This is a genomic window from Janthinobacterium sp. BJB401, assembly GCF_013372745.1.
GTDB classification, from domain to species: domain Bacteria; phylum Pseudomonadota; class Gammaproteobacteria; order Burkholderiales; family Burkholderiaceae_D; genus Janthinobacterium; species Janthinobacterium rivuli.
In genome coordinates this window covers 1-24,894 of the sequence record NZ_JABXFH010000054.1, presented here as the reverse complement: position 1 = coordinate 24,894, position 24,894 = coordinate 1, and the positions used below count along the sequence as shown (strand labels likewise).

Here is a 24,894-nt window from a genome sequence, read left to right as displayed (position 1 = left end):
GCAGCAGCCAATTATCGCCTGCAACTACACCACCGGCGTGAACCTGTACTACGAAACTTGTGCTACCACCGACAATCACTGCCCGAACAGTTGTTCCAGCCTTCGTTGATCTCCCGCCGCCACAAAACAGGCACTCTGCCAGCGCTGCGTACGCAAAGCCTGGACCGATTCCGGCGCGCACCAGGGCGGATACACGCGCAGCGCACGTTTGCCTCCGGCGCCGGCGCGCGACATCACGCCCCGTTCGACCAGCACGCTGCGCGGGAAAATGAAAAAGCCGTGCTGTACCTCATCGCTGACGGCGATGATGACGACATCAACAGGGTCCGCTTCATCCAGCGGCGCGATGTCGGCATCGGGATGGGGACGCTTCCAGACGGTGACGAACTGGCCGGTTTTTGTCGGCGTGGTTTTCGCCACGCGCAAGACCAGGCGCTTGCCATGCAGTTCTGTGCGGCAGGCGCCGTATTCCGCGCTTTCCGCTTCCGGCACGGGCGCTTGCGGCAAGCCCAGGAAGGCCCATGGACTGGCCTTCATTGCGCGCTGAACTCGGCGGCGGCCTTGGCCGCCCACAGCGCTTCGGCATGGCTGGCGAACGGGCTGTCGTAGCCGTCGACCTTGCCATCTTCGTCGACAAAATACAGCCACCAGCCGTCGGCCTGCTGGCGGATGGCTGTGTGGCCCGGTGCGCAATGGGTTTCGATGGCGTCGCCGGCGGCCAGGGTGGTAATGCGGATGCCGCGGTGAATAATATGCTCGGGTGTCATGGGGGAAGTCGTGCAAAAAAATCAATGGCCGTAGTGTAGCCGCACTGGCCTCTCCTGGCCAGTGCGCTACACTATTCCTTCACACGGAGGACGACATGGCATCACAGCAAGGCACGGTGGATTTTTTGCTCGACCAGATGGCGGGCGCGGGCAGCATCAGCGCGAAGAAAATGTTTGGGGAATATGGTTTGTATTGCGACGGCAAGATGTTCGCCATCGTCGCCGACGACCAGCTGTTCATCAAGCCGACGGACGCGGGACGCGCCTGGATCAGTACACAAGGATCCTTGCAGGAAGCGCCGCCCTATCCGCAAGCCAAGCCGTATTTCCGCATCGATGGCGGGCTGTGGGACGAGCGCGACTGGCTCAGCCAGCTGGCGCGGCGCACGGCCGACGCCTTGCCGCTGCCAAAACCCAAGCCGCCGCCCAAGCCTAAAAAACCGGCGTCAGCTGCTTAAAACGCTGTTTTCACACGCCTTGCCTTCGCGGAAGCACGCCAGGTTGTGATACGTGATGGCGGCGATCTCGCGCAGCGCTTCGCTGGTAAAGAAGCCCTGGTGGCCCGTCACCAGCACGTTCGGGAAGGTCATCAGGCGCTGGAAGATGTCGTCGTCGATGATGTCGGACGAGCGGTCCTGGAAGAACAGATTGCTTTCCTGCTCGTACACGTCGATGGCCAGGGAACCGAGCTGGCGCGATTTGAGCGCCTCGATGACGGCGCCCGTGTCGATCAGGCCGCCGCGCGAGGTGTTCACCAGCATGGCGCCCTTCTTCATCAGCGGCAAGGTTGCTTCGCTGATCATGTGGCGCGTGCTGTCCATCAAGGGGCAATGCAGCGAGACGATGTCGGACTCGGCCAGCAGCCGCGGCAATTCCACCATCGTGCCCAGGTCCCCGAACGCGGGCGCCGGATACGGGTCGTGACCCAGCACCGTGCAGCCAAAGCCTTTGAAGATGCGCGCCGTGGCCAGGCCAATCTTGCCCGTGCCGACGATGCCGACCGTTTTGCCGTGCAAGGTGGCGCCCAGCAAGCCATCGAGCGAGAAATTGCCTTCGCGCACGCGGGCGTAGGCGCGGTGCGTGTGGCGGTTCAGGGTTTGCACGAGGGCCAAGGTGTATTCGGCGACGGCTTCCGGAGAATAGGCGGGCACGCGGGCGACGAACAGGCCCAGGCGCCGGGCCGCTTCCAGGTCGAGGTTGTTGTAGCCGGCGCAGCGCAGCAGGATGGCGCGCACGCCGTAACCGTGCAGGGCTTCGAGCACGGGCGCGTCGAGCACGTCGTTGACGAAGACACAGACGGCGTCGGCACCTTGCGCCAGGACCACGGTTTCCTGGCTCAGCAAAGCGCTGTGGTAGACCAGTTCGATGCCGGCGGCGTCGGGCTGGGACGGCAAGGCTTCGTCGAAGAAACGGCGGTCGTAGGGCTGGCTGGCAAAGAAGGCGATTTTCATGGGGCGTCCTGGAACTTGCTGTATGGCAAAACACCATCATAGCGCAAGCGCCCTGCCCCACGCTGTACGCCTGGCGTCCCTGGCCGCCTATTTGGGTTCGCGCGGCAAGGTCAGCACGTGGCGCAGATACGCCGTTTCCTCGGCGTGCCGCGCGTGGTAGCGCTCGCGCGCGGCGCGCATGGCCGCCTGGTGGGCCGCGATGCCCGTTTCCGTCAGCTCGGCGCCGAAATCGGCCGGCGGCGGCACCGGGCCGCCGAACAGGCGCGCCAGGATGAAGCGGCCCACGTTGTCGCGGTAGTGCGACGCTTCCCAGTAATAGCGCATTTCGCGCGCGCCCGTCACTTGCGGAATCGATTCGCTGGTGATGCTGTTGAAACCCGAAAAATCATACACGCGCACGTCGCAGCCCTGGCTGCGGTAGCGCCCGGCCATTTGCGCCAGGTCGCGCTGCCATGCTTCCATGGCATCCCACTTGCCGCGCCAGTACAGGGCGTCGAGCGTCAGCGCGTGCGTGGGATTGATGTACAGGCGCAAACGCGTGCCGCCACGGCACAGCTTCCCGACACTGGCATCGAAGGCCTGCAGCGCGGGCGCCGTCGGCCCCAGGCCATCGCCGAACTCTTGCAGGCGCGGCTTGAAGGCGCGCGCCGTGCCGGCCCAGCCATGGTTGCGGCTGGTGATGCAGGACTCGTCGCGCTGGCCGTGCAGGGCCAGGCTGGACAGGCACACGCCGTCATAAGTGCCGCTGAGGATGCGCCAGCTGTCGTGGGTCATGTCTACCGTCAGGCCGCGCTTGATGTTGAGCAAGGCACGCCGCGCGAAAAACGCGGGGCCGTCATCCGTCAAGCCCGGCTCCACGCCGGCCGAGCCCAGCTCCAGGGAAAACGAGGGCGCGTCGATGCCCCACACGAGGGTGTCGACATGGCTGACCCGGGCCGCGTGTTCGGCCAGGCGGATGGCGTCGCCGATCGAAGCGCCCGAGACGGCGCTGTTGAAGACGCTCTTGCCATCAAACAAGGTACGCATGCTACTGGCCGGCAAACCCATTTCCGTACGCGAATTGCCGATATACACGACGGCGGGCCGGTAGCGCGCCACGGCGTACGTCTTGCCCCACACGCTGAGTTTTTCGGTCGTCGGCCGCAATCGCTGCAGCAGCGGGCTGTCCCACTGGTGCAGCAAGTATGGATCGACGTGGTAATTGACGGCGGAGACCAGGGCCAGCGCGGCCAGCGCGCAGGCAAGGAAGATGGCGAGGTAGCGGCGGGCGTTGGTATCCATGGTCAGAATTGGAAGTAGAGAAATTCGGTGACCCGGTTCATGCCGAAGATGCAGGCGATGAACAGCGCGGCAAAGCCCAGGCTCCAGCGCGGCGTGGGCCGCCAGCTGAAGGCCCAGCGCCCAGCCGGTTGAAAGATTCTTTCAATGACAGGCTCGTAGAGAAAGAATATTTCCTGCGTGTTCGGCGCCCGGAAAGCCAGCAGCATGGCGCCCAGCAACACGGGCAAGCCCGGACCCACCAGTTCGATCCAGCGGATGCCGTCGAACGACGGATGCATGCCCCACTGCGCCAGGCTGGCCGCGTGGCTGGCCAGGCCACGCGGCAGGCTCACGCCGTTCGCGCCCACCAGCGCGCCCGTGATGTCCCAGGCCGTGGCCACGTCGGGCGCGCGGAAAAAGATCCAGGCCAGCATGACGGCAAGAAAAGTCAGCAAGCTCGGCCACCAACGCGCCGTGGCCGCGCCAAACATGCGCTGCCACGCCTGCTGCAGCACCAGGTACAGGCCGTGCAAGCCGCCCCAGATGACAAAGGTCCAGCCGGCGCCATGCCACAGGCCGCCCAGCAGCATGGTCAGCATCAGGTTGCGGTAGCGCATGGCCTCGCCACGCCGGCTGCCGCCTAGCGGGATATATAAATAGTCGCGCAGGAAACGCGACAAGGTCATGTGCCAGCGGCGCCAGAAGTCGGCGATATTGGCTGCCTTGTACGGCGAATTGAAGTTCAGCGGCAATTTCACGCCGAACAGGCGCGACAGGCCGATGGCCATGTCGGAATAGCCAGAAAAGTCGAAATACAGCTGGAAGGTATAGGCCAGCACGCCGATCCACGCTTCGATCAGGGTCGGCTGCGCGCCGGCCGCAAAAACAGGGATGGCCAGCGGCGACAGGTTGTCGGCGATCAGCACTTTTTTTGCCAGGCCTATGGTAAAGATCGACAAGCCGATGGCGAAATTGGCGGCGCGCGGATGGGCGTTGGCCGGGTCGGCGAACTGCGGCATCATGTCGCGGTGGTGCAGCACGGGTCCGGCGATCAGGTGGGGGAAATAGCTGACGAACAGCACATAGTGGATGAAACGGTACTCGCGCACCTCGCCCCGGTAGCAATCGACGAGGAAGGCGATCTGCGTGAAGGTAAAGAACGAGATGCCGATGGGCAGGATGATGTCGAGGCCAGCCCACGGCAGACCTCCGGTGCTGGCGGCGACGGCATTGACGCTGTCGATGAAGAAATTCGCATATTTGTAGTAGGCGAGCAGCCCCAGGTTCAAGGCCAGGGCCGCGACCAGCGCGCGCTTGCGAGCCGCGCCCGCGCAGGAGCCGATCAGGCGCCCGGCGCCGTAGTTGACGCAGATCGAGGCCAGCAACAGCGGCAAATAGCGCACGTCCCACCAGGCATAGAAGAACAGCGAGGCGAGCGCCAGCCAGGCGGCCGGTGCCAGGCGCCAGCTGGCCTTACTGCCCCCGGCAGACGCCCAGCGGTCCAGCAGAAAATAGCCGGCCAGCACGATGGGCAGATAGCCGAACAGGAAGGCGAAGGAATTAAACAGCATGCTGCCTCCTGGCAGGCAAGGACTGGGCCTGGTAGTAACAATCGGCGATCTGGGCCGCCACCCGCTCCCACGTAAAGCGCTCCACCAGCGCTTGCACGCGAGCCCGTTCGGGGGGCAGCGCCAGCAGTTCGAGGATGGCCTGGCGCTGCGCGGGGCCGTCGTCCCAGCGCACCTTGCGCAGCGCGAAGGCGGAATCGGGCAAGTCCAGCGCGCTTTGCGCCGTCATGACGACGGGCGTGCCGGCCGCCAGCGCTTCGAGCACGCTCAAGGGAAACACCTCGCCCTGGCTGGGCAAGGCCGCCACGGCCGCCGCATGGTAGGCGCTGGCCAGCAGCGGATCCGCGTGGTCGAGCGCGCCCAGCCAGCTGACGTGCGGCAAGTCCAGCAACAGTTGCAGATACGCTTGCTGCTCGCGCGGCGCGGCGCCGATCAGTACCAGGGGCAAGCCGGCGCCCGCCAGCGCCTGCGCCAGCCCCAGCTGGTTCTTGTACGGCGAAATGCTGCCCACCATCAGCACGAAGGGTCCGGCGATGCCCGTCTCGCGCAGGAACAGATCGCCATTGGCCGTGAAGAAATGCGGGTTGATTCCATTTGGCAAGACGCGAATCGCGTCGGCCGGCATGCCGAAACCTTGCACGATGGCGTCGCGCTCGGCCTCGCCCAGGGCGATCACCACGTCGGCCAGCTGCAAGGCGCGCCGGGTTTGCGCATAGCTCGTTTGCACCATCCACTCCGTCAGGCGCCCGGCCAGCCGGTCGGCCAGCCGCGCGCGCCAGGCGCTGGCCCGGCCCCAGCCCGGCGACAGCAGCGGCGACAGCACCACGGGCACGCCTTGCTCACTGGCCATTTCCATGATGCGGTAAGTCCCGTTGCTCGCCGAAAATACGTGCAGCACGTCGAAATCGGCCAGCCGCTCATGGTTGGCGTCGACCAGCTGCACTTCCAGGGGCCGCGCCGACTGCACGGGTAGCCGGTTCAGCGCGGCAATGGTTTCGCGTACCTGGATCTGCAAGCCGCCGTCGCGCTGGAACAGCATCGGGTAGGACAAGATACCGACACGCATGGTTATCCTTTCGTGGATTTGACTGCCAGCCATCGGCCAGCGAGCTTGCGTTGCAACAACAGAAATTCACCAGCGAGCTCATGCTTCAAGAGGAACAGACCGGCCAGCCAGCACAGCAAGGTGGCCAGCGCCGTGCCCGTCAGCGCCAGCAGCGCCGGGGTTTCCATTGGCAGCCACAGCAGCGAAGCGATGGGCGCGACGCCGCTCACGCCGCAGAGCAGCAGACTCTTGCGCACGGCCCGCGCCAGGATGCGCCAGTCAAGAGCACTCAAACGCCGCAGGCAACCGTAGTTCAGCCAGCTGCGCAGCACGTTGCTGAGCACCACGGCCCAAGCTACCACCACCAGGCCGAACGGCGCCGCAGCCAGCAGCAGCGCCACCTTGATGACGCCGGCGCAGGCATCGAGCCGCACTTGCGCGTGCAGCTGGCCCGTCGCCACGAACAGGTAGCGGGCCATGCTGAACATGCTATACACGGCCGAAGACAGGCACATGATGCGTATCAAGGGCACACAGGCTAGCCATTGCGTGCCATACAACACCTTGACCAGGGGCAAAGCCATGCAGGCGAGAAAGAGAAAAAACGGCCAGGCCAGCGCCGTCATGTAGCTGATCGTGCGCAAATACACAAGTTCCGCCCCGCCCCGCCCCCCCTGTCCCCCACCCTCGCGCGCACGCGCCGCGAACAGGGGAAACACGACGGGAGAAATCGCGCTGGTGATAGCCTGGTTGAAGATGTTGAGCACGCTTTGCGCCTTGCCGAACAGAGCCAGGCTTTCAATGCCGATCAGCTTGCCGATGATGAGGTCTGGCGCCGCCACGCCTGCCTCGTCGACCAGACCGCCACCGGTCGCATACGCGCCAAAGCGGGCGATATCTGCCATGCCGCGCCGTCCCGGCAGCCACGGCAGCTCCTTGGGCCGCACCAGCAGGCTCACCAGCAGCGAGGCGCAGGAACCGGCCAGCGCCGCCCACACCATGCTCATGTAACTGTAGCCCTGCAGCGCCAGCAGCACGGCCACCAGCAGGTTGACGAAGCTATTGGCCGCGTTGATGGCATAGATGGCGCGAAAGCGCAGTTGCCGGCGCAGCATCGGCAACGTCAAGGCGCTGAACGGTATCAGCAGGAAATTGATGGACAGCAAACGCAGCACGAGGGTCAGCCGGGGTTCGCCATAGAACTGCGCGAGCGGCGCGCTGGCCAGCAGCACCAGGCCCGCCAGCAGCCAGGCGACAAGCAGGCTGGTGGCCAGCGCGGCCCGCAATTTCACGGTATCGAGCTGCTTTTCCTGGATCAGGTATTGCCCCACGCCAAAATCGCGCACCACTTGCGCCAAGGCCACCAGCACGGCGCCCAGCGAATACACGCCCACCTCGGCCGGCGTCAGCAGGCGCGACAGCACCATGGTGGCGACAATGCCCAGCAGCAGCACCGTATATTTTTCGGCGAAGGAAAAGAAAAACGAATGGCGGGTGGCACTCATGCGGGCCGCCCGCGCCTACACGAGGCCGGCGTAAAATGCGCGCAGCTGGCGTTCCAGACGCGGCATCGAATAGCGCTGCACGGTTTCTTCGCGGGCCAGCCGTCCCATGCGGGCGCGCCGGGGCGCATCGAGCAACAGCGTCGCCACGGCCGCGCAGGCGGCGTGCTCGTCGTCGAGCGGCAACAGCAGCCCGCCTTCGCTGTCATGCAGGATGTCGTGGGTGCCCGGCACGTCCGTCCCCACGGCCGGTACGCCGCAAGCCATGGCTTCGATCGTGGCGATGCCGAAGCCCTCGTTTTGACTCAGCAACACATGCAAGTCGAAGGCCGGCATCAGCAACTCGACGCGCTGCTGGAAACCGGCAAACACGATGCGCTCCTGCAAGCCCGATTGCTGTGCCTGCAGCCGCAGCATGGCTTCCAGCGGCCCCGTGCCCACGAGCACCAGATATAAGTTTGGAAACTGCGCAGCCAGCCTGGCGAACAGGGCGAGCAGCGCTTGGGGACGCTTCTGTGCGGACAGCCGCGCCACGCAACCGAGCACCAGCGCGTCCGGCGGCAGCCCGAGTTGTCGCCGCGCCAATACTCTCCGTTCGGGCGAGACGATGAACGTGTCCGTATCGACGCCGTTCGGGATCACGGCCAGCCGCGTTTCCGGGTTCAGCATGCCGCGATAGAGGTCGAGGAAATGCCGCATGGCCGACGGCGACACGGCATACACGCCCTTGACGCTGCGAAACGCTTCCTGCAGCCGTGGCCGCTGCCAGTCGCTGAAGGCTTCCAGGGGAAACGCGTTGTGCACGCTGATCACGGCCGGCAGCCGGCATTGCCGGGCCAACCACAGGATGGACGCGCCATAACTGGTCCAGCAAAAGGCCACGTGAACCAGATCGGGCCGCAGCCGCCGCAGCCGCCAGGCGCCCGTGACCCTGGCGCGCAACCAATTCCAGCGCCGCCAGGCCCAGTGCTCGAGAAACAATGGCGGTTCATACACTTGCACCTGCAAGCGCTGCGCCCGCAGGCCCTGTACCCACTGCGTAAAACCGGGAAAGCGCCGCAGGGCCAGCACGCTGTCGTAGCCGCTCGCGCCCAGCACTTTCGCCTCTTGCGCCATACGCAGCTCCATGCCGCCCAGCTCGCCTGAATAACTGCTGATGACGATGCGCGGCAATCGTTTGCGCCGGCCCCGCCACGTTTCATGGAAGAAACCGCGCAGCCACGCCCGTTCCCATTGGCGCAGGAACAGGTCGGCGTGGTCGCGCCGCAGCCAGGCTCGCACGGCGCCGAGGGTATCGCGCACGTATCTGCCCAGCATCCAGCGTGGCACGCCCAGCAACTCCACGCTCGGTGCAAAGGTGGCCAGCCGGCATTGGCCCCGGCCAAACAGCATGGCGCGGCGCAGTATCCAGGCGCGTTGCACTTGCGGCACGCGGATGATGTGCGCCACTTTCGCTTGCGGACAGAACCAGGATGGATTGCCGGCCGCATGCATTTCCAGGTTGAGCCGGGTTTCACTGCCCATGGCGTAATTGGCCCCCTGAGGGCCGATGCTTTCGTCATAGCGGGCGCCCGCCTCGAAGATGCGGCGGCGTATCGCCATGTTGGCGCCCCAGACCAGGCCCGGATAGATGGGCGCGTCGCGCAGGTCTGGGCTGGTGATGCCCCACGTCAAGCCAACGGGCGTCAGGCGCAGCAGCCAATCGGCCGGTCGCTGGCGCCAGGCGGGCACGATGGCGCCGCCGAACAGGGCGTAGCCGGGGTGATCACGCGCGCTGTCGTGCAAGCGGCACAGCCAGTCCGGTGCGGGCATGGCGTCGTCGTCGCCAAACACGAACAGCTCGCCGCCATCGCCGCCCAGGCGCAAGGCGTGTTCGACGGCCCCGTTCAAGGCGGGACTGCGGCCCCGTCGCGCCACATAGACGGAACTCAAGGGCAAGCGCCCGCGGAAGGCGGCGATCACCTGGGCCGTGGCGTCCTTGCTGCCATTGTCGGCGATGATCAGGCGCCAGCCGCCCACGGGCGAACGCAGCGCCATGTAGGCGCGCAATACCTGGGGCAAGGTGCCGGCGCCATTGTAGGTCGCCATGAGAACGGTCAACAAGGACATGCCTCCTTGGTCTTACCATGACAAAACTATGCATCAAGCAGTATTGATCCAGTGTACTGAGCCTGCCCGCCAGCCCGTTGACAGGCATCAAGTCCTTGCCAGCCCGGACACAACCAGGAGCGTCCCCCTTCATGCGCGACATACTGATTACCATCATCATCCTCGGTTCGCTGCCCTTCATCCTGAAGTCGCCGGCCATCGGCGGCCTGATGTGGGTCTGGGTCAGCGTGATGAATCCGCACACGCAGGGCTGGGGCTTTGCCACCCACATGCCGTTCGCCTTCATCATCGCCGTCGCCACCCTGCTCAGCCTGCTCATGACGCGCGAGCCGAAAAGCTTGCCGCTCACGCCCGTCAGCGTGCTGCTGCTGTTGTTTGTCGTGTGGATGAATGTCACGGCCCCGTTCGCCCTGCTGCCGGCGGCGTCGTGGGTGCAGTGGAACAAGGTCATGAAGATCATGCTGATGAGCTTTGTCATCATGATGGTGATACGCACGCGGCGCGACATTGTGCGCCTCGTCTGGGTGCTGGTCGGGTCGATCGGCTATTACGGCGTAAAAGGCGGCATTTTTACTATCCGCAGCGGCGGCACGGAGCGGGTCTGGGGGCCGGAAGAAACGTTTATTGGCGATAACAATTCCCTGGCCCTGGCCCTGATCATCACCATCCCCCTCATGTATTATTTGCAGCAAAACACGGACAAGCGCTGGGTACGCCATGGCTTGTCGGCGGCGATGTTGCTGTCGGCCCTGGCTGCGCTGGGCTCGTATTCGCGCGGCGGGCTGCTGGCCATTGCCGCCATGGGCCTGTTCATGTGGCTGAAAAGCGACCGCAAGCTGGTGCTGGGCGCGCTGCTCGGCGCGGTCGCGCCGCTGCTGCTGGCCTTCATGCCCGAACGCTGGGCCGAACGCATGGACACCATCAATACCTACCAGGACGATGTTTCCGCCATGGGCCGCCTGAATGCCTGGCGCATGGCCTGGAACCTGGCGCGCGACCGCTTTCCCGGCGGCGGCTTCGACGTGTCCGACGCCTCCATCTTTGCCCGCTACGCGCCCAATCCCATGGATGTGCACGCGGCCCACAGCATTTATTTCCAGGCGCTGGGCGAACACGGCTTTGTCGGCTTGCTGATTTACCTGGCGCTGGGCATCGCCACCTGGCGCACTGCCGCCGCCATCATCCGCCGCACGCGGGGCAAGCCTGAATTGCGCTGGGCGCTGGGCCTGGCCACCATGAGCCAGGCCAGCCTGATCGGCTTTGCCGTGGGCGGCGCCTTTCTCAGCCTGCTGTACTTCGACATGCCGTATTACCTGATGGCCGCGCTGATCGCCACGCGCATCGTCGTCGAGCAGCAAGCCACGGCCCCCACGCCCACAGTCCGCCGGGCCAAACCCGGAACAGCCATCGCGGAGCAACCATGACGGCCACCTTGTCCATCCTGATCTACCACCGCGTGCTGGCGCGGCCCGACCCGCTATTTCCCGGCGAAGTCGATGCCGTGCTGTTCGAGCGCCAGCTGCGCCTTATCAAACGTTTCTATACGCCGCTGCCGCTCGGCGATGCCGTGCAGCGTCTGCAAGATGGCAGCCTGCCGCAGCGCGCCGCCTGCATCACGTTTGACGACGGCTATGCGGACAATGCGCAAATCGCCCTGCCGCTGCTGCGGCGCCACGGCTTGCACGCCACGTTTTTCATCGCCACGGCCTATCTGGACGGGGGCCAGATGTGGAACGACACGGTGATCGAGGCCGTGCGCCAGACGGCAGGGCCTATGCTGGACTTGCGCGAGCATGAGTTGGGAGCGTTCCCCGTCGCCAGCCTGGCACAGCGGCAAACGGCCATCGCGACCCTGCTGGGCCAGCTCAAATACCTGCCGTTCGCGCGCCGCCAGCAGCTGGCCATGTACATCCGCCGCCAGGCGGGCGTTGCGGCAGGCCCGCCAGCCATGCTGAGCACGGCGCAGCTGCGCCAGTTGCAGGCGGCCGGCATGGAGCTGGGCGCGCACACGGACAGCCATCCAATTTTATCCACCTTGCCGGACCACGCCGCGCGGCAAAACATTGCCGACGGCAAGCGCCAGCTGGAAGCGTTGATCCAGGCGCCCGTGACCCTGTTTGCGTATCCGAACGGCAAGGCCAGACGCGATTATGGCGCGCCGCACGTGGCGATGGTCAAGAGCCTCGGTTTCAAGGCGGCCGTGGCGACGGACTGGGGCGTGGCGCGCCCCGACGCGGAGCTCGACTTGCTGCAGCTGCCCCGCTTTACGCCGTGGGATCGAGGACGCCTGGCGTTTCTGTGGCGCATGCGGCAAAACCGCCGGCAAGCGCACCCAGCGCGCCCGGATGCTGGCTGAGCCATTGTTCCAGCATCAGCAGCAGCCACACCATGGTGCCGTGATAGGCCGGGTGTTCCGCCAGCAAGCGCCCTTGCAGATCGTCGATGAAATCGGGCCGCACGATGCCGCGCCCGCGCAGCTGGGTCAGGTTATCAAACGCGAATTCGCGCAGCGGAGGATGGCTGTGCAGCCACTGGCCGAAAGGCAAGCCGAAGCCGTGCTTTTTCTTGCGCACGATGGCCGGCGGCAAGATTTCCGCCAGCGCCCGCTTGAAGAAAGGCCGCAGGCGCATGCCGTCGAGCTTGTCGCGCGGCGCCAGGCGCGCGGCAAACGCCACCATCGCATCGTGCAGAAAGGGAAACGCCGCTTCCACGCCGGCCAGCTCGCAGGCCTTGCGCACCTTGAACAGGTCGTTGTCGGCCAGGGTAAAACGCATGTCCAGGGCCAGCAGTTCATTGATCTGGCTCAAGCCCTGACCTTGGCGTTCCCAATACGCGCCATTCACGCAGCCGGGCGCCATGCCCGGGTCGATGGTGTCGATGAAGCCCGCTTCCAGCACCGTGCGGTGGCCGTGGCGCAGCAGCAGGTTGTAGCTGTCGAGCCGGGCCGGCAGCGGCAGGCTCGACAGCTCGATGTAGCGGCGCGCCTTGTCGCCCAGCCGCCACGGTTTGCCCCGTTGCTGGCGGAACAGCAGCGGCTCGATGATGGCCTGGCGCAACATGACGGGCAAGCGCTCGTACTGCGACAGCAAGGCCTGGTGCGCATAGCGCTCATTGCCCCCAAACAATTCATCGCCGCCATCGCCGCCCAGCAAGCGCGTCACGCCATCCTCGCGCGCCATCTGCGCGCAGTAAAAGGCGGGAATGGCCGAGGCATTGCCGAAAGGCTGGTCGAAGATGGCCGCCATGGCGGGGATGGCGGCCAGCACGTCGGACGGCGTCACGTAGCGCTCGTGGTGGATGCTGCCCGCGTGGCTGGCGGCCAGGCGCGCATACGCCATTTCATCATAGCCGGGCGCATCAAAACCGATGGAATACGTGCGCGCGGGCCGGCCCGTCACCTGGCCGATGATGGCGGCCAGGGTGGAACTGTCCGTGCCGCCGCTGAGGAACGCGCCCGTGTCCGCGCCATCCGCGCCCAGGCTGCTTTCCACGGCCTGGCGCAGCAGGCGCAGGAATTCCTGCTTGTTGCTGGCAAAGCTGGCCCGCGTGCGCCCTGCTGGCGGCTCGTGGAAGGCCAGTTGCCAGTAACTGCCCTTGCATTGCTTGCCGCCGCGTACATGCAGGTATTCGCCGGGCAGCAGACGCTGCTGGCCCAGGTAAGCCGTGGCCGGGCCGGGCACCATGTGGAAGAATAAATAGTGATACAGCGCTTGCGGATCGAGCGCGCCCCGCACGGATGGATTGGCCAGCAAGGCGTCATGCGAGGAGGCAAAGAACAGCCCCTGCGCATTGCTCGCATAGCTGAGCGGGTGGATGCCGGCGCGGTCCACGGCCAGCAGGGCCGAGCCGGAAAAGGCGTCGAGGATGGCCAGACAGAAAGGCCCGGACAGGCTGGCGCAGGCGGCCACGCCCCGGCTCAGCCACAGGGACGCGAGGCGGGAGGCCACGTCGTCGGCCGAGCCGTCAAGCTCGGGCCGGCCCCAGATAGCCACTTGCAAGCCATCTTGCTGATATACATGGCGGCTGCCGTCGATGGCGGCCACGGCCACGCCGCCCACTTCGCTCACGCTGGCGGCCAGCGGTGCGCTATCGAAACGCGACAAGGGCGCGACCATGCTTGCCAGCGCGCTCGACGCTAAGCCATCGGTAGCCGTGCCGACGGTACCCACGCCGCCAAGCGCCGCCAGCCAACCGCACAGGCCGCTCATACGAGCACCTCGGCCGGCAGCGGATGACCGAGAAAGGCCGTCGGGCTGGCCGTCAAGCCATACGCGCCCGACTGGAACACCACCACCAGATCGCCCTCCTCGGCGCGCGCCATCTCCATCTGGTCAGCCAGCAAGTCCAGCGGCGTGCACAGCGGCCCCACGACGGACGCCACTTCACGCGGCCCGCCGTGCAGCCGGTTGCCGATGGCGACCGGGTAATTCTTGCGGATCAGCTGGCCAAAGTTGCCCGAGGCCGCCAAATGGTGGTGCAAGCCGCCATCCGTGACGAGAAATACCTGCCCATGCGACACCTTGCGCTCGATCACCTTGCACACATACACGCCCGCCTCGGCCACCAGATAGCGGCCCAGCTCCAGGTTCAGGCGCGCGCCGGGCGCCGCCTGGGCCAGGATGGCCAGCTGCCGCTGCAAGCCGTCCGCCACGGGCGCCAGGTCGAGCGCCTGGTCGCCGGGAAAATACGGCACGCCGAAGCCGCCGCCGATATTCAGGGTGCGCAGCGGCGATGGCGCGCTATCGGCCAGTTGCAGGGCCAGTTGCACACTCAGCGCCTGCGCTTCGGCCAGGGCTGTCGCCGACAGGCTTTGCGAACCCGCATACAGATGAAAGCCGTGAAAATCCAGGCCCAGCTGGCCGATGCGGCCCAGCAACGCCGGCACGAGGGCCGCATCGACGCCGAATGGCTGCGCGCCGCCGCCCATGCGCATGCCCGTGCGGCGCAAGGCGAAATCGGGATTCACGCGTACGGCCACTCTGGCCGTCACGCCCAGCCGTTCACTGGCCAGTGCCAGCCGTTCCAGCTGGGCACCCGATTCCACATTGACCAATACGCCCGCCGCCACGGCCCGCGCCAGTTCCCCATCGCTCTTGCCCGGCCCCGCAAAACTGATGCGCTGCGGCGCCATCGGTGTATCGAGCGCGGTGGCCAGTTCGCCGCCCGAGGCCACGTCGATGCCATCAACCAGGCCCGCCAGCCACTGCACCACGGCCGGCATGGGGTTGGCCTTCATGGCGTAATGCAGGTGCACGCCGGCCGGCAAGGCGGCGCGCAGTTCGGCCACGCGGCGCGTGATGTGCGCGCGTTCATAGGCGTAGAACGGCGTGCTGCCCACCCTCTGGGCCAGCTGGCGCAAGGGCACGCCGCCGATCTGCAGCATGTCGCCATCCACGGCAAACTGCTGGCCCAAGGCCGAGTGCGTGGGCAATTCCGTATTGTTCGAGCGGATCAAGTCCTTCATGCCGCATCTCCTGTCTGGACCGCATACGCGCGCGACAGTTCCCTGGCCAGCAAGGGGCGGTCGATCTTGCCGTTTGGATTGCGCGGCAGCACGCCATCGCGGATCTCCACCCACAGCGGCACCATATAGCTGGGCAGGCGGGCGCGGCAGGCGGCCAGCACGCTGTCGCGCTGCAATGCCACGCCGGGCGCGGGCGTGACGAGCAAGGCGATGGCCTGGCCCAGCACGGCGTGGGGCAAGCCCAGCGCGGCGGCCTCGCCCACCAGCCCGCTCGCATACGCGACTTCCTCGATCTCGGCCGGGCTGACCCGGTAGCCCGACGTCTTGATCATGTCGTCGCTGCGGCCCACGAAATACAGATAGCCTTCCGCATCGCGGCGCACGGTGTCGCCCGACCAGACGGCCAGCTCCGGCAGCACCAGGCCGCTGGCCTGCGGCGGCAGCGGCTTGAAGCGCTCGGCCGTGCGCGCCGCATCGTTCCAGTAGCCAAGCGCCACCAGCGCGCCGCGGTGCACCAGTTCGCCCGGCTCGTCGGCGTCGCACACGCTGCCGTCCGGACGCAGCACCAGCACTTCCGCGTTGGGGATCGCTTGCCCGATGGAATCGGGGCGCCGCTCCAGCTGTTCCGGCGCCAGATACGTCGAGCGGAACGCTTCCGTCAGGCCATACATCAGGTAGACCTGCGTGCGCGGCAGCGACTGGCGCAGCTTGTCGAGCGTGGATCGCTGCATCACGCCGCCCGAATTGGTGATGTAGCGCAAGGGCGTAGACAGGGGCCAGCTCAGCTGCGACAGCTGCACCCACAGGGGCGGTACGGCGGCCAGGCCCGTGATGGCTTCCTGCTCGACGGCTTCGACGATATCGCGCAGCAGCAGATAATTCATCAGCACGGCGCAGGCGCCGCTGGCAAACGCCGTCGTCAGCTGGCTCAAGCCGTAATCAAAGCTGAGCGGCAGGACGCACAGAATGCGGTCTTCCGGCGTGTTGCGCAAATAGCCCGACACGCTGAGCGCGCCCGCCAGCATGTTGCGGTGCGACAGCACCACGCCTTTCGGCCGCCCCGTGCTGCCCGAGGTATATAAAATGGCGGCCATGTCGATGTCGATCGCCCCGTGCGGCTGGGGTGTGGGTGCGCCAGCGACAGGCACGGCGTTCCACGGCAGCAGCCGTATCTTGCCCAGGCTCAATTGCGCCTCGCCTTCGCCCGTCAGCAGCACCGTGCGCAAGTCCGGGCAGGCGGCCAGCGCCGGGCCCAGCTGCGCCAGCCGTTCGCGCGAGGTGACGAGGATGTCCACGTTGCAATCGGCCAGGATATACGCCACCTGGTCCGGCTTGAGCAGCGGATTGACGGGCACGAACACGCCGCCGGCGGCCGCCGCGCCAAACATGGCGCTGACGTTTTCCGGGCGTTTTTCCAGGTACACGGCCACGCGCGCGCCGCGCTGCAAGCCCAGGGTCAGCAAGGTGGCGGCCGCCTCGCGCACGGACTGCGCCAGCGCGGCATAGCTCAACTCCGCGCCCTGCCACGACAGGGCCGGCGCGTGGGGGGTGCGCTGCGCCGTTTCGAAGATCAGATCGTGTATCAGTGTCGCCATCGTGTCATCCCCGGGTTGCCATGATTGCCATGCATCCCCCTATGATTCAGACAAACGGCCACAGCGGTCTTGATTTTGATCAATTAACAGTTTCAGCAACACAGCTTGAGCCGGCGCAAGACCGCCGCTGGCCGCTGCGCTCTAATGGACAACGTTGGCTGCATAGCCGCCCCATCCGTTACCGCCATGGCCCTGTCCCCGCAATTTCCCCTGCTGCAACGGCTGGCCGCCAGCCTCCATCAACTGGGCTGGCGCGACAGCGCCTGGCTGGCCGTGGCGCGGCTGCTGGCAACGGTGCCGGGCGGGCGCTGCGCGCTGTACCGTTATCAATTTGTGGCGCAGGCCGTGGCGCCCGGTTCGCTGTGCCGCGGGCGCGGCCAGTCGGTCAGCGTCACGCCCTGCCTGGCGGAAGCGGACTTGCCGCCCGGCCCCGAGCGCCGGCCCGGCGCGCTGCGCGAACGCTACCGGCAAGGCGCGCAATGCCTGGTGGCGCGCAGTTCGCAAGAAGCTGGCAAGGACAGCATGGCTGGCTGGATATGGCTGCTGCGCCACGGCTGCCAGGAAGACGAGGTGCGCGCCCGCTATGCACTGGCCTCACACCAGTCGTCGTGGGACCTGGACGTGTGGGTGCATCCCGAGCAGCGCGGCGGCCTGGTCTTCGCGCGCCTGTGGGAAGAAGCCAACGCCGTGCTCCACGCGGAGGGCGTGCGCTGGTCGTGCAGCCGCATCTCGCGCTTCAACCGCGCCTCGCTGGGCGCCCATGCGCGCCTGGGCACGCATGCGCTGGGCACGGCCACCTTCATGCGCTGCGGGCGCTGGCAATGGATGGCCGCCAGCCTGCCGCCGTATCTGCACCTGTCGCGCCGCCCCGACGATATCCCCTGCCTGGCCTTCGATACGTCGTCCCTGCCGCACTACCCTTCCCTGGAGCTGACATGCCGCATCTTGAAGCAGTAAAGCACATCCTCGACACCACGCTGGGCTTGAACGGGCGCATGCTGGAATCGCATACGCCGCTGCTGGGCAGCGTGCCGGAACTCGACTCGATGGCCGTGATCGGCGTGATCGCCGCGCTGGAGGACCATTTCGGCATCATCGTCGCCGACGACGACATCCACGCGCGCCACTTCGCCACCGTCGGCACCCTGCACGATTTCGTGTTTGCAAAGCTGCGACCATGAACCGCGCCGCCCTCGACGCGCTGCCGCTGCTGCCCTTCTTCCTGCCCGCCAGCGGCGGCCAGCGCTACTGCCTGCTGCACCTGCCGCCGCCGGGCCAGGCCGCGCGCGGCGGCATTATCTACGTCCATCCCTTCGCCGAAGAACTCAACAAAAGCCGCCACGTGGCCGCCGCGCAGGCGCGCGCCTTTGCCGCCGCCGGCTACAGCGTGCTGCAGATCGACCTGTTTGGCTGCGGCGACAGCAGCGGCGATTTTAACGAAGCGCGCTGGGACATCTGGCACAACGACCTGCATCTGGCTTGCGCCTGGCTGGCGCAGCGGGTCGACGGCCCCCTGAGCGTGTGGGGCTTGCGCCTGGGCGCCCTGCTGGCCCTCGATTTCGCCAGCCGCGCGCCGCTGCCCCTGGCGCGTTTGCTGTTGTGGCAGCCGGAACTCGATGGACGGCGCAGCATCGACCGTTTCCTGCGCCTGCGCCTGGCGACCGGCATGCTGGCCGGCAGCACGCAGGAAGCGCCCGGCCAGGCGCGCGCCACGCTGGCGAATGGCGAACCTGTGGAAGTGGCCGGCTACCTGCTGGCGCCCGAACTGGCGCACGCCATCGACGGCGTCAGCGCCTCCGCGCTGCAGCCGGCCGTTCCTGAGCGGCCCGTCTACTGGCTCGATTACCAGGCGACGGAACAGACTTGCGCGCCCGTGCCGCCACTGGCGCGGCAATGGCGAGAACACGGCGCCGCCGTGCACGTGGCCAGCTTCGGCGACGGCCCGTTCTGGCACAGCGGCGAACTGCTCGCGTGTCCGCAACTGCTGGATGCCACGCGCGCGCTGTGCCGCGACTGGCTCGACGAGGAAAGGACGCCGCCATGAAACGCGACAGCTGTCAGCAGCACCTGGCAGGGCACGCCGTGCGCGAGCTGGCCCTGCGCTTTCGCAGCACATGTGACGACGACGAAGCGCAGGCGCGCCTGACCGGCATCCTCAGCCTGCCCGACGTGCCGGGCGCGCGCGGTGTATTGATCGTCACGGGCGGGCCGCAGTACCGAATCGGCAGCCACCGCCAGTTTGTCTTGCTGGCCCGCGCCCTGGCCGCGCAAGGCTGGCCCGTGCTGCGTTTCGACTTGCGCGGCATGGGCGACAGCGAAGGCGGCGCGCGCGACTACCGCGCGGCCGGTCCCGACATCGCCGGCGCACTGGCGCAATTCTTCGACGCCGTGCCGTCCTTGCGCGAAGTGGCGCTGTGGGGCTTGTGCGATGGCGCCACGGCCGCCGCCTGCCATGCGCCGCGCGACGCGCGCGTCACAGCCCTGATCCTGCTCAACCCGTGGGTGCGCAGCAGCGCCGGCCTGGCGCGCGCCACCCTGCGCCATTATTATTTGCCACGCCTGCTGCAAGGCGGTTTCTGGCGCAAGCTGGCCAGCGGCGGATTGCAACTGGGCGCCAGCCTGGCCTCGCTGCGGCAGGTGGCGGCCGCCACGCAAGCACCGACAACGCAGGCAGACGACGCGCCCGCGCCGGCCCTGCTGCGGGCGCTGACGCAATTCCAGGGCAAGGTACTGCTGATCCTCAGCGGCGACGACCTGGGCGCACGCGAGTGGCAAGCCCTGCTCGATGGCGATGCGGCCTGGCGCGGCGTCGCCGCCCGCGCGCAGTGGACGCAGGCGCAGGTCGACGGGGCCAACCACACGTTCGCCAGCGCCATCTGGCGCGGCGAAGTGGAACAGCGGTGCACACGATGGCTGCAGTCATGGTAAAAACCTCACCGAACGCGGCCCGACCAAAACGCGTGCTGATGGTCGCCTACCATTTTCCGCCGTTCGCTGGCGGCAGCGGCATCCTGCGCACCCTGGGCTTTGCACGCCATTTGCCCGACTGCGGCTGGCAGCCGCTGGTGCTCAGTCCCAGCGCCACCGCATATCCGCATCAGGGCGATTCCCAGCTGGCGCAGACAGTTGCGCAAGCCACCGTGCGGCGTACCCTGGCGCTGGATGCGGCGCGCCATTTGTCCATCGGCGGGCGCTATCCGCGCTGCCTGGCGCTGCCCGACCGCTGGAGTTCCTGGTGGCTGAGCGCCGTGCCGGCGGGCCTGCGCATGATCCGGCAATACCGCCCCGACGCCATCTGGTCGACGTATCCGATCGCCACGGCGCACCTGATCGCGATGACTTTGCAAAAACTCAGCGGCCTGCCGTGGATCGCCGACCAGCGCGACCCCATGCTCGACGACAGCGACCCGCTGGCGCCGTATCCGCCCGAGCCGCGCCTGCACCGCATGCATGCGTGGATAGAACAGCGCATCGCGGCGCGCAGCGCGGCCATCGTCTGCACCACGCCGGGCGCCGTCGCGGCGCACCAGCGGCGCCTGGCACAACTGCCGCGCGAACGTTTCCAGCTGATAGAGAACGGTTACGATGAAGACGGCTATGCAGCCTGCCCTGAACGCACGGGCCACCGCAGCCGCTTTCTGCTGCTGCACAGCGGCGTGATCTATCCGTCCGAGCGCGATCCGCAAGCGCTGTTCGAAGCCCTGGCCCGGCTGCGCCGCGACGGCGTGCTCCACGCCCGCAATTTCCAGCTGATGCTGCGCGCCACGGGCCACGATGCGTGGCTGGCAGGCCTGCTGGCGAAATACGCCATCGAAGATCTGGTCAGCCTGGCACCCTTGCAGCCGCACGGCGCGGCGCTGCAGGAAATGCTCGCCGCTGACGGCCTGCTGCTGCTGCAAGCGGCCAACTGCAACGGGCAGATACCGGCCAAGCTGTATGAATACCTGCGCTGCCGCCGGCCCATCCTCGCGCTGACGGACCTGGCGGGCGACAGCGCGGCCAAGCTGCGCCACTGCGGCATCGACACCATCGGCCAGCTGGCGTCCAGCAGCGACTGCGCGCGCGCCTTGCTGCGCTTTCTGGAACTGGCGCGCCAGGGGCGCGCGCCGCTGGCCAGCCCTGCCGCCATCGCCCTGCAATCGCGGCAAGCCCGCAGCAACGCCCTGGCCGATTTGCTGGACCAGGTCAGTCACAGGAGCTCACCATGAAGCATTGCTTGTTTGCCTGCGCCCTCGCCGCCTGCTGCACCAGCGCCGGCGCCGCCGACTGCCCGCCCTACGTCAGGCACACGCCGGGCGGCGACTATACGAGCGCGGAAGACCGTTCCGGTTTGACCGTGGTCGAGAAATTCCATTTTTCACGGGCCGTGGAAACGCTCACGCAAGGCATGACGGGCAGCCTGGGCGCCGACATCAGCTACACGCTCGAACACTTCCCGAACCACCACCGGGCGCTGGCGTCGATGGCCAAGCTGGGACTGCGTCTGAAAAGCGCGCAGCCACCCGGCGCCCGCTACACGGTCAGCTGCTACTTCGAACGGGCGATCGCCTTCGCGCCCCACGACGTGACGGCGCGCATGGTGTATGGCAGCTATCTGCTGTCCACGGGCCAGGATGCGACGGCGCTGGAACAGCTGGACGCAGCCAGCCGCCTGGCGCCCGAGCAGGCCACCATCCAGTACAACCTGGGCCTGATGTATGTGAAAAAGAAGGAGTACGACAAGGCCAGCGCGCACGCGCAAAAAGCCTATGCGCTGGGTTTTCCTCTGCCAGGGCTGAAGAACAAGCTGAAGGCGGCGGGCAAGTGGAGAGAACCGCCGCCCGCCGTCATGCAAGCGAAGGAAGCACCGACAGAACCGGCCGTGGCGCCGGTCGAACCTAGCGGGGAATGACGGCCGGCCGCTGGGCCACGCTCAGGTGGGCCGTCGGCGACGCGGCAATCACGGCGGCCAGGTCACGCCGCGACTGCGCCTTGTCTTCCGCTTCGCTGATGTACGCCAGTTCGGCTGGCTGCAGCACGGTAAGAGTGAGCAGCATCACTTCGCCATACGGCGTGGCGAAGGATGGGGGAATCGTGGCCGCGCCCTGGGCCAGCAGCACGCCCACCTGCTCGTTTTCGTCTTCCAGCCCGTTTGGTGCATCTTGCAAGTCGAGCACCATCGACACGCTGCCGTGACGCTGCACCAGCAAATCGATGGAGCCGTGGTCGGCCACGTTCTGGCTGACCTGGTAAACGAGGTCGAAGAGCCACGATGCCTGCACGGGATTGCCGTCAAAGGCGGACAGCGGCGCTTCGATGCACACTTCCAGCAAATGGCCGCGCGGCACGAACACGTCGTCGTCATCCTCGAACGGGTCGCTCAAGCCATCGCTGGCGATGAGAATCGAGTCAGGCCGGCGGATCACCCGCCAGGCCTGGCGCAACGAGGGCCAGCGCGGGCCTCCCATGAAGGCCGGATTGACCAGCGGCGCCAGCACGTCGGCGTCCATGGCGCCCAGGGTGGCATAAAAGGCGTCGCGCGCGGCGCAGGCCGTGGCCAGCATGTGCGCGCCCGCTTCCTTGCCGACGACGGCGTCGTCCGGTTGCGGTACTTGGGGGATAGCGTTTTCAGGCATGAGAATACTCTTTGAATTAGTCGGCGGGAGGAAAATCGTGATAGGAACGGGGCAGATAAGCCCAGATGCGCGCCACCCGGTCGCGTACTTCGAAATCGAAGCCGATGCGTTCCAGTTCCGGCACGATCCACACGCCGTGGTCGATGATTTTTTTTGGCAGCAGCATGGCCACGTGTTCTTCCGAATACAGGCTGATGTCCAGCCACTCCACGCCCATGAACGGGAACGGCGGGTGGTAATCCCATTCCGTATCCCAGCGCGAGACATAGCCGGTGACGGAGCCGTAGCGGTATGACGGCGCCCAGTCGGTGCGTCCGCGCATGAAGGCCAGCAGTTCGTTCCACTTGCAGTCGTTGGCGGCGCCGGCCAGGTTGCGCCGCGCGATGTGGCCGCGCAGCTTGCGCTTGATGTCCTCGCCGCCGGCGTCGGCCTGCGGCAGGCTGGCCTCTGCCATCAGCGCACCACCGGTTTGACCTTGGACGCGGCCAGCACGGCGCGCGCGCGTGCTGTGTCGATATCGTCAGCCGTGGCCAGCGCCACGCCCATGCGGCGGCGGGCGAACGATTCAGGCTTGCCGAACAGGCGCAAGTCCGCGCCCGGCACGCTCAAGGCGTCGGCCACGCCTTCGAAGGCGATGCCTTTCGCTTCCAGCTGGCCGTAGATGACGGCCGAGGCGCCGGGCGAACGCAGGGCCACGTTGACGGGCAAGCCAAGGATGGCTTTCGCGTGCAGCTCGAATTCGCTCTGCACCTGGCTGGCCATGGTGACCATGCCCGTGTCGTGCGGACGGGGGCTCACTTCCGAGAACCACACCATGTCGTCCTTGACGAACAGCTCCACGCCGAACAGGCCCAGGCCGCCCAGGTTGTCCGTCACCTTGCGCGCGATGTCGCGCGACCGCTCCAAGGCCAGTGGCGCCATGCGGGCCGGCTGCCACGATTCCACGTAGTCGCCATGCACCTGCAAGTGGCCGATCGGTTCGCAGAACTGCGTTTCAATCTGTCCCGAAGCGCCCACGGCACGCACCGTCAGCAAGGTGATTTCGTAATCGAAGTCGATGAAACCTTCGACGATGACCCGGCCCGTATCGACCCGGCTGCCGCTGGCCGCGTACGCCCATGCCGCGTCGACGTCAGCGGCGCTATCGAGCTTGGACTGGCCCTTGCCCGACGACGACATCACGGGTTTCACCACGCACGGGAAGCCGATTTCCTGGCACGCAAGCTGCAATTCCTGCAAGCTGCTGGCGAAGCGGTATGGCGACGTGGCCACGCCCAAGGTCTCGGCGGCCAGCGTGCGGATGCCTTCGCGGTTCATCGTCAGCACGGCCGCGCGCGCGTTCGGGATGCACGTGATTTGCCCGGCCGCTTCCAGCGCGGCCAGGGTGTCGGTGGCGATGGCTTCGATTTCCGGCACGATCAAGTCCGGCTTTTCCAGAGCTATCAGGGCGGCCAGCGCCACGCCGTCGCTCATGTCGATCACATGCGAGCGGTGTGCCACCGGGTGGCCCGGCGCATTTGGATAGCGGTCGACGGCGATCACTTCGACGCCCAGGCGCTGCAGCGATATGATCACTTCCTTGCCCAGTTCGCCGGAGCCCAGCAGCATGACCTTGATGGCGGTGGAAGACAGGGGCGTGCCGAAGGTGCGGGGCGCGATGGTGCTGCTGGTGCTAGTGGTCATGGCAGGATCTGTAAGCGGATGGAAAGATGGCTGGGACTATAGCAAATGCCGGCCCTCTTGGACAGGGCGCGGCAACGGTGCGGCCGCTGGCGGCGGCACTTGCCAGCGCAGGCAGTCGATGCAATAATTGAGAATGATTCTCAGTTAACCATCATCCACCATCATCCTTGCCGCCATGAACCCAGCCGCACCGTCCGACCTTGCCACCATGTACCGCGCCCACCACGGCTGGCTGCAGGGCTGGCTGCGGCATAAACTGGGCTGCGGCGCCGATGCGGCCGACGTGGCGCACGACACGTTCATGCGCCTGCTGCAGCGGCGCGAACGGCCGCAGCCCGCCCTGCGCGAGCCGCGCGCCTACCTGACGCGCATCGCGCAAGGCCTGGTGATCGACCATTACCGGCGCCGCGACGTGGAATACGCCTATCTGCAGGCGCTGGCCGCCCTGCCCGAGCAGACGGCGCCGTCGCCCGAAACGCGGCTGCTGATCATCGACACCCTGGTGCGCCTCGACACGGCGCTCGACGCCCTCAAGCCGCGCGCCAGGCTGGCCTTTTTGCTGGCCCAGCTGGACGGCTTGACGGGTCCCGCCATCGCCGCCAGGCTCGACGTCTCGCTGGCCACCGTCGAGCGAGACCTGGCCAGCGCCTGGCGCGCCTGCTACCGCGTCTATTACCAATGACATTTCCCATGACGGCCGCCGCCTTGCCGGAAGACCCCGTGGAGCAAGCCATCGCCTGGGCAGTGCGCCTGCAGATGCAGGGCGCCACGCCGGACGCGCTGCTGTCGCTGCAGCGCTGGCGCGAGGCCGATCCCGCTCACGAACAGGCGTGGC

25 protein-coding genes are annotated in these 24,894 nt (G+C 66.7%); 11 read left to right on the top strand and 14 right to left on the bottom strand.

Annotated features, from left to right (window positions below; translation table 11 throughout):
• Positions 1 to 75: 75 nt before the first annotated feature.
• Positions 76 to 537: a MepB family protein gene (locus HWE17_RS24730; RefSeq protein ID WP_176390608.1), complete on the bottom strand. Its 462-nt coding sequence runs from the start codon at positions 535 to 537 to the stop codon at positions 76 to 78.
• A complete protein-coding gene (locus HWE17_RS24725; protein WP_176390607.1) occupies positions 534 to 767 on the bottom strand; it encodes a hypothetical protein in 234 nt (77 codons plus the stop codon). The genes HWE17_RS24730 and HWE17_RS24725 overlap by 4 nt, the downstream gene beginning before the upstream one ends.
• A gap of 95 nt (positions 768 to 862) precedes the next feature.
• Between HWE17_RS24725 and HWE17_RS24720 the strand changes: the two genes are divergently transcribed.
• Positions 863 to 1,225 carry a TfoX/Sxy family protein gene (locus HWE17_RS24720; protein WP_176390606.1) on the top strand — a complete coding sequence of 121 codons (363 nt, stop codon included), beginning with the start codon at positions 863 to 865 and terminating at the stop codon, positions 1,223 to 1,225.
• On the opposite strand, the gene HWE17_RS24715 is transcribed toward HWE17_RS24720, so the two are convergent.
• The 6 genes from HWE17_RS24715 to HWE17_RS24690 form a co-directional block, all read right to left on the bottom strand.
• Entirely contained in the window at positions 1,214 to 2,218 is a 1,005-nt protein-coding gene (locus HWE17_RS24715) for a 2-hydroxyacid dehydrogenase (RefSeq protein WP_176390605.1), read from the bottom strand. The genes HWE17_RS24720 and HWE17_RS24715 overlap by 12 nt on opposite strands.
• 87 nt (positions 2,219 to 2,305) lie before the next feature.
• Entirely contained in the window at positions 2,306 to 3,499 is a 1,194-nt protein-coding gene (locus HWE17_RS24710) for a hypothetical protein (protein WP_176390604.1), read from the bottom strand.
• A gap of 2 nt (positions 3,500 to 3,501) precedes the next feature.
• On the bottom strand, positions 3,502 to 5,049 hold the full coding sequence (locus HWE17_RS24705) for an MBOAT family protein (protein ID WP_176390603.1): 1,548 nt from the start codon (positions 5,047 to 5,049) through the stop codon (positions 3,502 to 3,504).
• Positions 5,039 to 6,112 carry a glycosyltransferase family 4 protein gene (locus tag HWE17_RS24700; protein WP_176390602.1) on the bottom strand — a complete coding sequence of 358 codons (1,074 nt, stop codon included), beginning with the start codon at positions 6,110 to 6,112 and terminating at the stop codon, positions 5,039 to 5,041. Before HWE17_RS24700 ends, HWE17_RS24705 begins: the two co-directional genes overlap by 11 nt.
• A 2-nt stretch (positions 6,113 to 6,114) precedes the next feature.
• The gene (locus HWE17_RS24695; RefSeq protein ID WP_176390601.1) at positions 6,115 to 7,596 is read right to left on the bottom strand and encodes an oligosaccharide flippase family protein; all 1,482 of its coding nucleotides are present in this window, start codon (positions 7,594 to 7,596) and stop codon (positions 6,115 to 6,117) included.
• Between the two features lie 15 nt (positions 7,597 to 7,611).
• Complete coding sequence (locus HWE17_RS24690; RefSeq protein WP_255206380.1) at positions 7,612 to 9,696, bottom strand: glycosyltransferase; 2,085 nt, start codon at positions 9,694 to 9,696, stop codon at positions 7,612 to 7,614.
• Positions 9,697 to 9,833: 137 nt separating this feature from the next.
• Between HWE17_RS24690 and HWE17_RS24685 the strand changes: the two genes are divergently transcribed.
• Both HWE17_RS24685 and HWE17_RS24680 read left to right on the top strand, forming a co-directional pair.
• On the top strand, positions 9,834 to 11,126 hold the full coding sequence (locus HWE17_RS24685) for a putative O-glycosylation ligase, exosortase A system-associated (protein WP_176390600.1): 1,293 nt from the start codon (positions 9,834 to 9,836) through the stop codon (positions 11,124 to 11,126).
• A complete protein-coding gene (locus HWE17_RS24680; RefSeq protein ID WP_176390599.1) occupies positions 11,123 to 12,058 on the top strand; it encodes a polysaccharide deacetylase family protein in 936 nt (311 codons plus the stop codon). Before HWE17_RS24685 ends, HWE17_RS24680 begins: the two co-directional genes overlap by 4 nt.
• Here HWE17_RS24680 and HWE17_RS24675 read toward each other — a convergent pair.
• The 3 genes from HWE17_RS24675 to HWE17_RS24665 all read right to left on the bottom strand — a co-directional run bounded on the left by HWE17_RS24675 (position 11,967) and on the right by HWE17_RS24665 (position 16,761).
• Positions 11,967 to 13,910 (bottom strand): asparagine synthetase B, encoded by a 1,944-nt coding sequence (locus HWE17_RS24675; protein ID WP_176390598.1) that lies wholly within the window; start codon positions 13,908 to 13,910, stop codon positions 11,967 to 11,969. The genes HWE17_RS24680 and HWE17_RS24675 overlap by 92 nt on opposite strands.
• Positions 13,907 to 15,085, bottom strand: coding sequence for a pyridoxal-dependent decarboxylase, exosortase A system-associated (locus HWE17_RS24670; RefSeq protein ID WP_176390619.1), 1,179 nt, complete (start codon positions 15,083 to 15,085; stop codon positions 13,907 to 13,909). The genes HWE17_RS24675 and HWE17_RS24670 overlap by 4 nt, the downstream gene beginning before the upstream one ends.
• A 77-nt stretch (positions 15,086 to 15,162) precedes the next feature.
• A complete protein-coding gene (locus HWE17_RS24665) occupies positions 15,163 to 16,761 on the bottom strand; it encodes an acyl-CoA ligase (AMP-forming), exosortase A system-associated (RefSeq protein ID WP_176390597.1) in 1,599 nt (532 codons plus the stop codon).
• Between the two features lie 186 nt (positions 16,762 to 16,947).
• Here HWE17_RS24665 and HWE17_RS24660 point away from each other — a divergent pair, with 186 nt between their 5' ends.
• From HWE17_RS24660 to HWE17_RS24635, 6 genes are read left to right on the top strand one after another with little or no spacing between them, the layout of a single operon-like run.
• The gene (locus HWE17_RS24660) at positions 16,948 to 17,718 is read left to right on the top strand and encodes a hypothetical protein (RefSeq protein WP_176390596.1); all 771 of its coding nucleotides are present in this window, start codon (positions 16,948 to 16,950) and stop codon (positions 17,716 to 17,718) included.
• Entirely contained in the window at positions 17,697 to 17,942 is a 246-nt protein-coding gene (locus HWE17_RS24655) for an acyl carrier protein (RefSeq protein WP_176390595.1), read from the top strand. The genes HWE17_RS24660 and HWE17_RS24655 overlap by 22 nt, the downstream gene beginning before the upstream one ends.
• Positions 17,939 to 18,805 carry a hydrolase 2, exosortase A system-associated gene (locus HWE17_RS24650; RefSeq protein WP_176390594.1) on the top strand — a complete coding sequence of 289 codons (867 nt, stop codon included), beginning with the start codon at positions 17,939 to 17,941 and terminating at the stop codon, positions 18,803 to 18,805. The genes HWE17_RS24655 and HWE17_RS24650 overlap by 4 nt, the downstream gene beginning before the upstream one ends.
• Positions 18,802 to 19,689 carry a hydrolase 1, exosortase A system-associated gene (locus HWE17_RS24645; RefSeq protein ID WP_176390593.1) on the top strand — a complete coding sequence of 296 codons (888 nt, stop codon included), beginning with the start codon at positions 18,802 to 18,804 and terminating at the stop codon, positions 19,687 to 19,689. Before HWE17_RS24650 ends, HWE17_RS24645 begins: the two co-directional genes overlap by 4 nt.
• On the top strand, positions 19,683 to 20,969 hold the full coding sequence (locus HWE17_RS24640) for a glycosyltransferase (protein ID WP_255206379.1): 1,287 nt from the start codon (positions 19,683 to 19,685) through the stop codon (positions 20,967 to 20,969). Before HWE17_RS24645 ends, HWE17_RS24640 begins: the two co-directional genes overlap by 7 nt.
• Positions 20,966 to 21,652 (top strand): ABC transporter permease, encoded by a 687-nt coding sequence (locus tag HWE17_RS24635; RefSeq protein ID WP_176390591.1) that lies wholly within the window; start codon positions 20,966 to 20,968, stop codon positions 21,650 to 21,652. Before HWE17_RS24640 ends, HWE17_RS24635 begins: the two co-directional genes overlap by 4 nt.
• Here the strand turns inward: HWE17_RS24635 and HWE17_RS24630 are convergent.
• Genes HWE17_RS24630 through purT form a run of 3 tightly spaced genes read right to left on the bottom strand, consistent with a single transcriptional unit; the run spans position 21,639 to position 24,059 of the window.
• Positions 21,639 to 22,376 (bottom strand): hypothetical protein, encoded by a 738-nt coding sequence (locus HWE17_RS24630; protein ID WP_176390590.1) that lies wholly within the window; start codon positions 22,374 to 22,376, stop codon positions 21,639 to 21,641. The genes HWE17_RS24635 and HWE17_RS24630 overlap by 14 nt on opposite strands.
• A 16-nt stretch (positions 22,377 to 22,392) precedes the next feature.
• Positions 22,393 to 22,830, bottom strand: coding sequence for a DUF6678 family protein (locus HWE17_RS24625; protein ID WP_176390589.1), 438 nt, complete (start codon positions 22,828 to 22,830; stop codon positions 22,393 to 22,395).
• On the bottom strand, positions 22,830 to 24,059 hold the full coding sequence (gene purT, locus HWE17_RS24620) for a formate-dependent phosphoribosylglycinamide formyltransferase (protein WP_176390588.1): 1,230 nt from the start codon (positions 24,057 to 24,059) through the stop codon (positions 22,830 to 22,832). Before purT ends, HWE17_RS24625 begins: the two co-directional genes overlap by 1 nt.
• A gap of 175 nt (positions 24,060 to 24,234) precedes the next feature.
• Here purT and HWE17_RS24615 point away from each other — a divergent pair, with 175 nt between their 5' ends.
• Both HWE17_RS24615 and HWE17_RS28995 read left to right on the top strand, forming a co-directional pair.
• The gene (locus HWE17_RS24615; protein WP_035818687.1) at positions 24,235 to 24,741 is read left to right on the top strand and encodes a sigma-70 family RNA polymerase sigma factor; all 507 of its coding nucleotides are present in this window, start codon (positions 24,235 to 24,237) and stop codon (positions 24,739 to 24,741) included.
• Positions 24,738 to 24,894 (top strand): DUF4880 domain-containing protein (locus HWE17_RS28995; protein ID WP_217916881.1); only part of this gene is annotated, 157 nt, incomplete at its 3' end. The genes HWE17_RS24615 and HWE17_RS28995, both read left to right, overlap by 4 nt.

Bases quoted from the DNA above. Each gene is read 5' to 3' on its own strand.
- HWE17_RS24725 (WP_176390607.1), bottom strand. From the start codon at position 767: ATGACACCCGAGCATATTATTCACCGCGGCATCCGCATTACCACCCTG.
- HWE17_RS24675 (WP_176390598.1), bottom strand. From the start codon at position 13,910: ATGAGCGGCCTGTGCGGTTGGCTGGCGGCGCTTGGCGGCGTGGGTACC.
- HWE17_RS24655 (WP_176390595.1), top strand. From the start codon at position 17,697: ATGCCGCATCTTGAAGCAGTAAAGCACATCCTCGACACCACGCTGGGC.
- HWE17_RS24635 (WP_176390591.1), top strand. From the start codon at position 20,966: ATGAAGCATTGCTTGTTTGCCTGCGCCCTCGCCGCCTGCTGCACCAGC.
- HWE17_RS24730 (WP_176390608.1), bottom strand. From the start codon at position 537: ATGAAGGCCAGTCCATGGGCCTTCCTGGGCTTGCCGCAAGCGCCCGTG.
- HWE17_RS24680 (WP_176390599.1), top strand. From the start codon at position 11,123: ATGACGGCCACCTTGTCCATCCTGATCTACCACCGCGTGCTGGCGCGG.
- HWE17_RS24640 (WP_255206379.1), top strand. From the start codon at position 19,683: ATGGTAAAAACCTCACCGAACGCGGCCCGACCAAAACGCGTGCTGATG.
- HWE17_RS24665 (WP_176390597.1), bottom strand. From the start codon at position 16,761: ATGGCGACACTGATACACGATCTGATCTTCGAAACGGCGCAGCGCACC.
- HWE17_RS24660 (WP_176390596.1), top strand. From the start codon at position 16,948: ATGGCCCTGTCCCCGCAATTTCCCCTGCTGCAACGGCTGGCCGCCAGC.
- HWE17_RS24615 (WP_035818687.1), top strand. From the start codon at position 24,235: ATGAACCCAGCCGCACCGTCCGACCTTGCCACCATGTACCGCGCCCAC.
- HWE17_RS24705 (WP_176390603.1), bottom strand. From the start codon at position 5,049: ATGCTGTTTAATTCCTTCGCCTTCCTGTTCGGCTATCTGCCCATCGTG.
- HWE17_RS24645 (WP_176390593.1), top strand. From the start codon at position 18,802: ATGAAACGCGACAGCTGTCAGCAGCACCTGGCAGGGCACGCCGTGCGC.
- HWE17_RS24630 (WP_176390590.1), bottom strand. From the start codon at position 22,376: ATGCCTGAAAACGCTATCCCCCAAGTACCGCAACCGGACGACGCCGTC.
- HWE17_RS24670 (WP_176390619.1), bottom strand. From the start codon at position 15,085: ATGCTGCAGATCGGCGGCGTGCCCTTGCGCCAGCTGGCCCAGAGGGTG.
- HWE17_RS24695 (WP_176390601.1), bottom strand. From the start codon at position 7,596: ATGAGTGCCACCCGCCATTCGTTTTTCTTTTCCTTCGCCGAAAAATAT.
- HWE17_RS24685 (WP_176390600.1), top strand. From the start codon at position 9,834: ATGCGCGACATACTGATTACCATCATCATCCTCGGTTCGCTGCCCTTC.
- purT (WP_176390588.1), bottom strand. From the start codon at position 24,059: ATGACCACTAGCACCAGCAGCACCATCGCGCCCCGCACCTTCGGCACG.
- HWE17_RS24700 (WP_176390602.1), bottom strand. From the start codon at position 6,112: ATGCGTGTCGGTATCTTGTCCTACCCGATGCTGTTCCAGCGCGACGGC.
- HWE17_RS24625 (WP_176390589.1), bottom strand. From the start codon at position 22,830: ATGGCAGAGGCCAGCCTGCCGCAGGCCGACGCCGGCGGCGAGGACATC.
- HWE17_RS24650 (WP_176390594.1), top strand. From the start codon at position 17,939: ATGAACCGCGCCGCCCTCGACGCGCTGCCGCTGCTGCCCTTCTTCCTG.
- HWE17_RS24715 (WP_176390605.1), bottom strand. From the start codon at position 2,218: ATGAAAATCGCCTTCTTTGCCAGCCAGCCCTACGACCGCCGTTTCTTC.
- HWE17_RS24720 (WP_176390606.1), top strand. From the start codon at position 863: ATGGCATCACAGCAAGGCACGGTGGATTTTTTGCTCGACCAGATGGCG.
- HWE17_RS24710 (WP_176390604.1), bottom strand. From the start codon at position 3,499: ATGGATACCAACGCCCGCCGCTACCTCGCCATCTTCCTTGCCTGCGCG.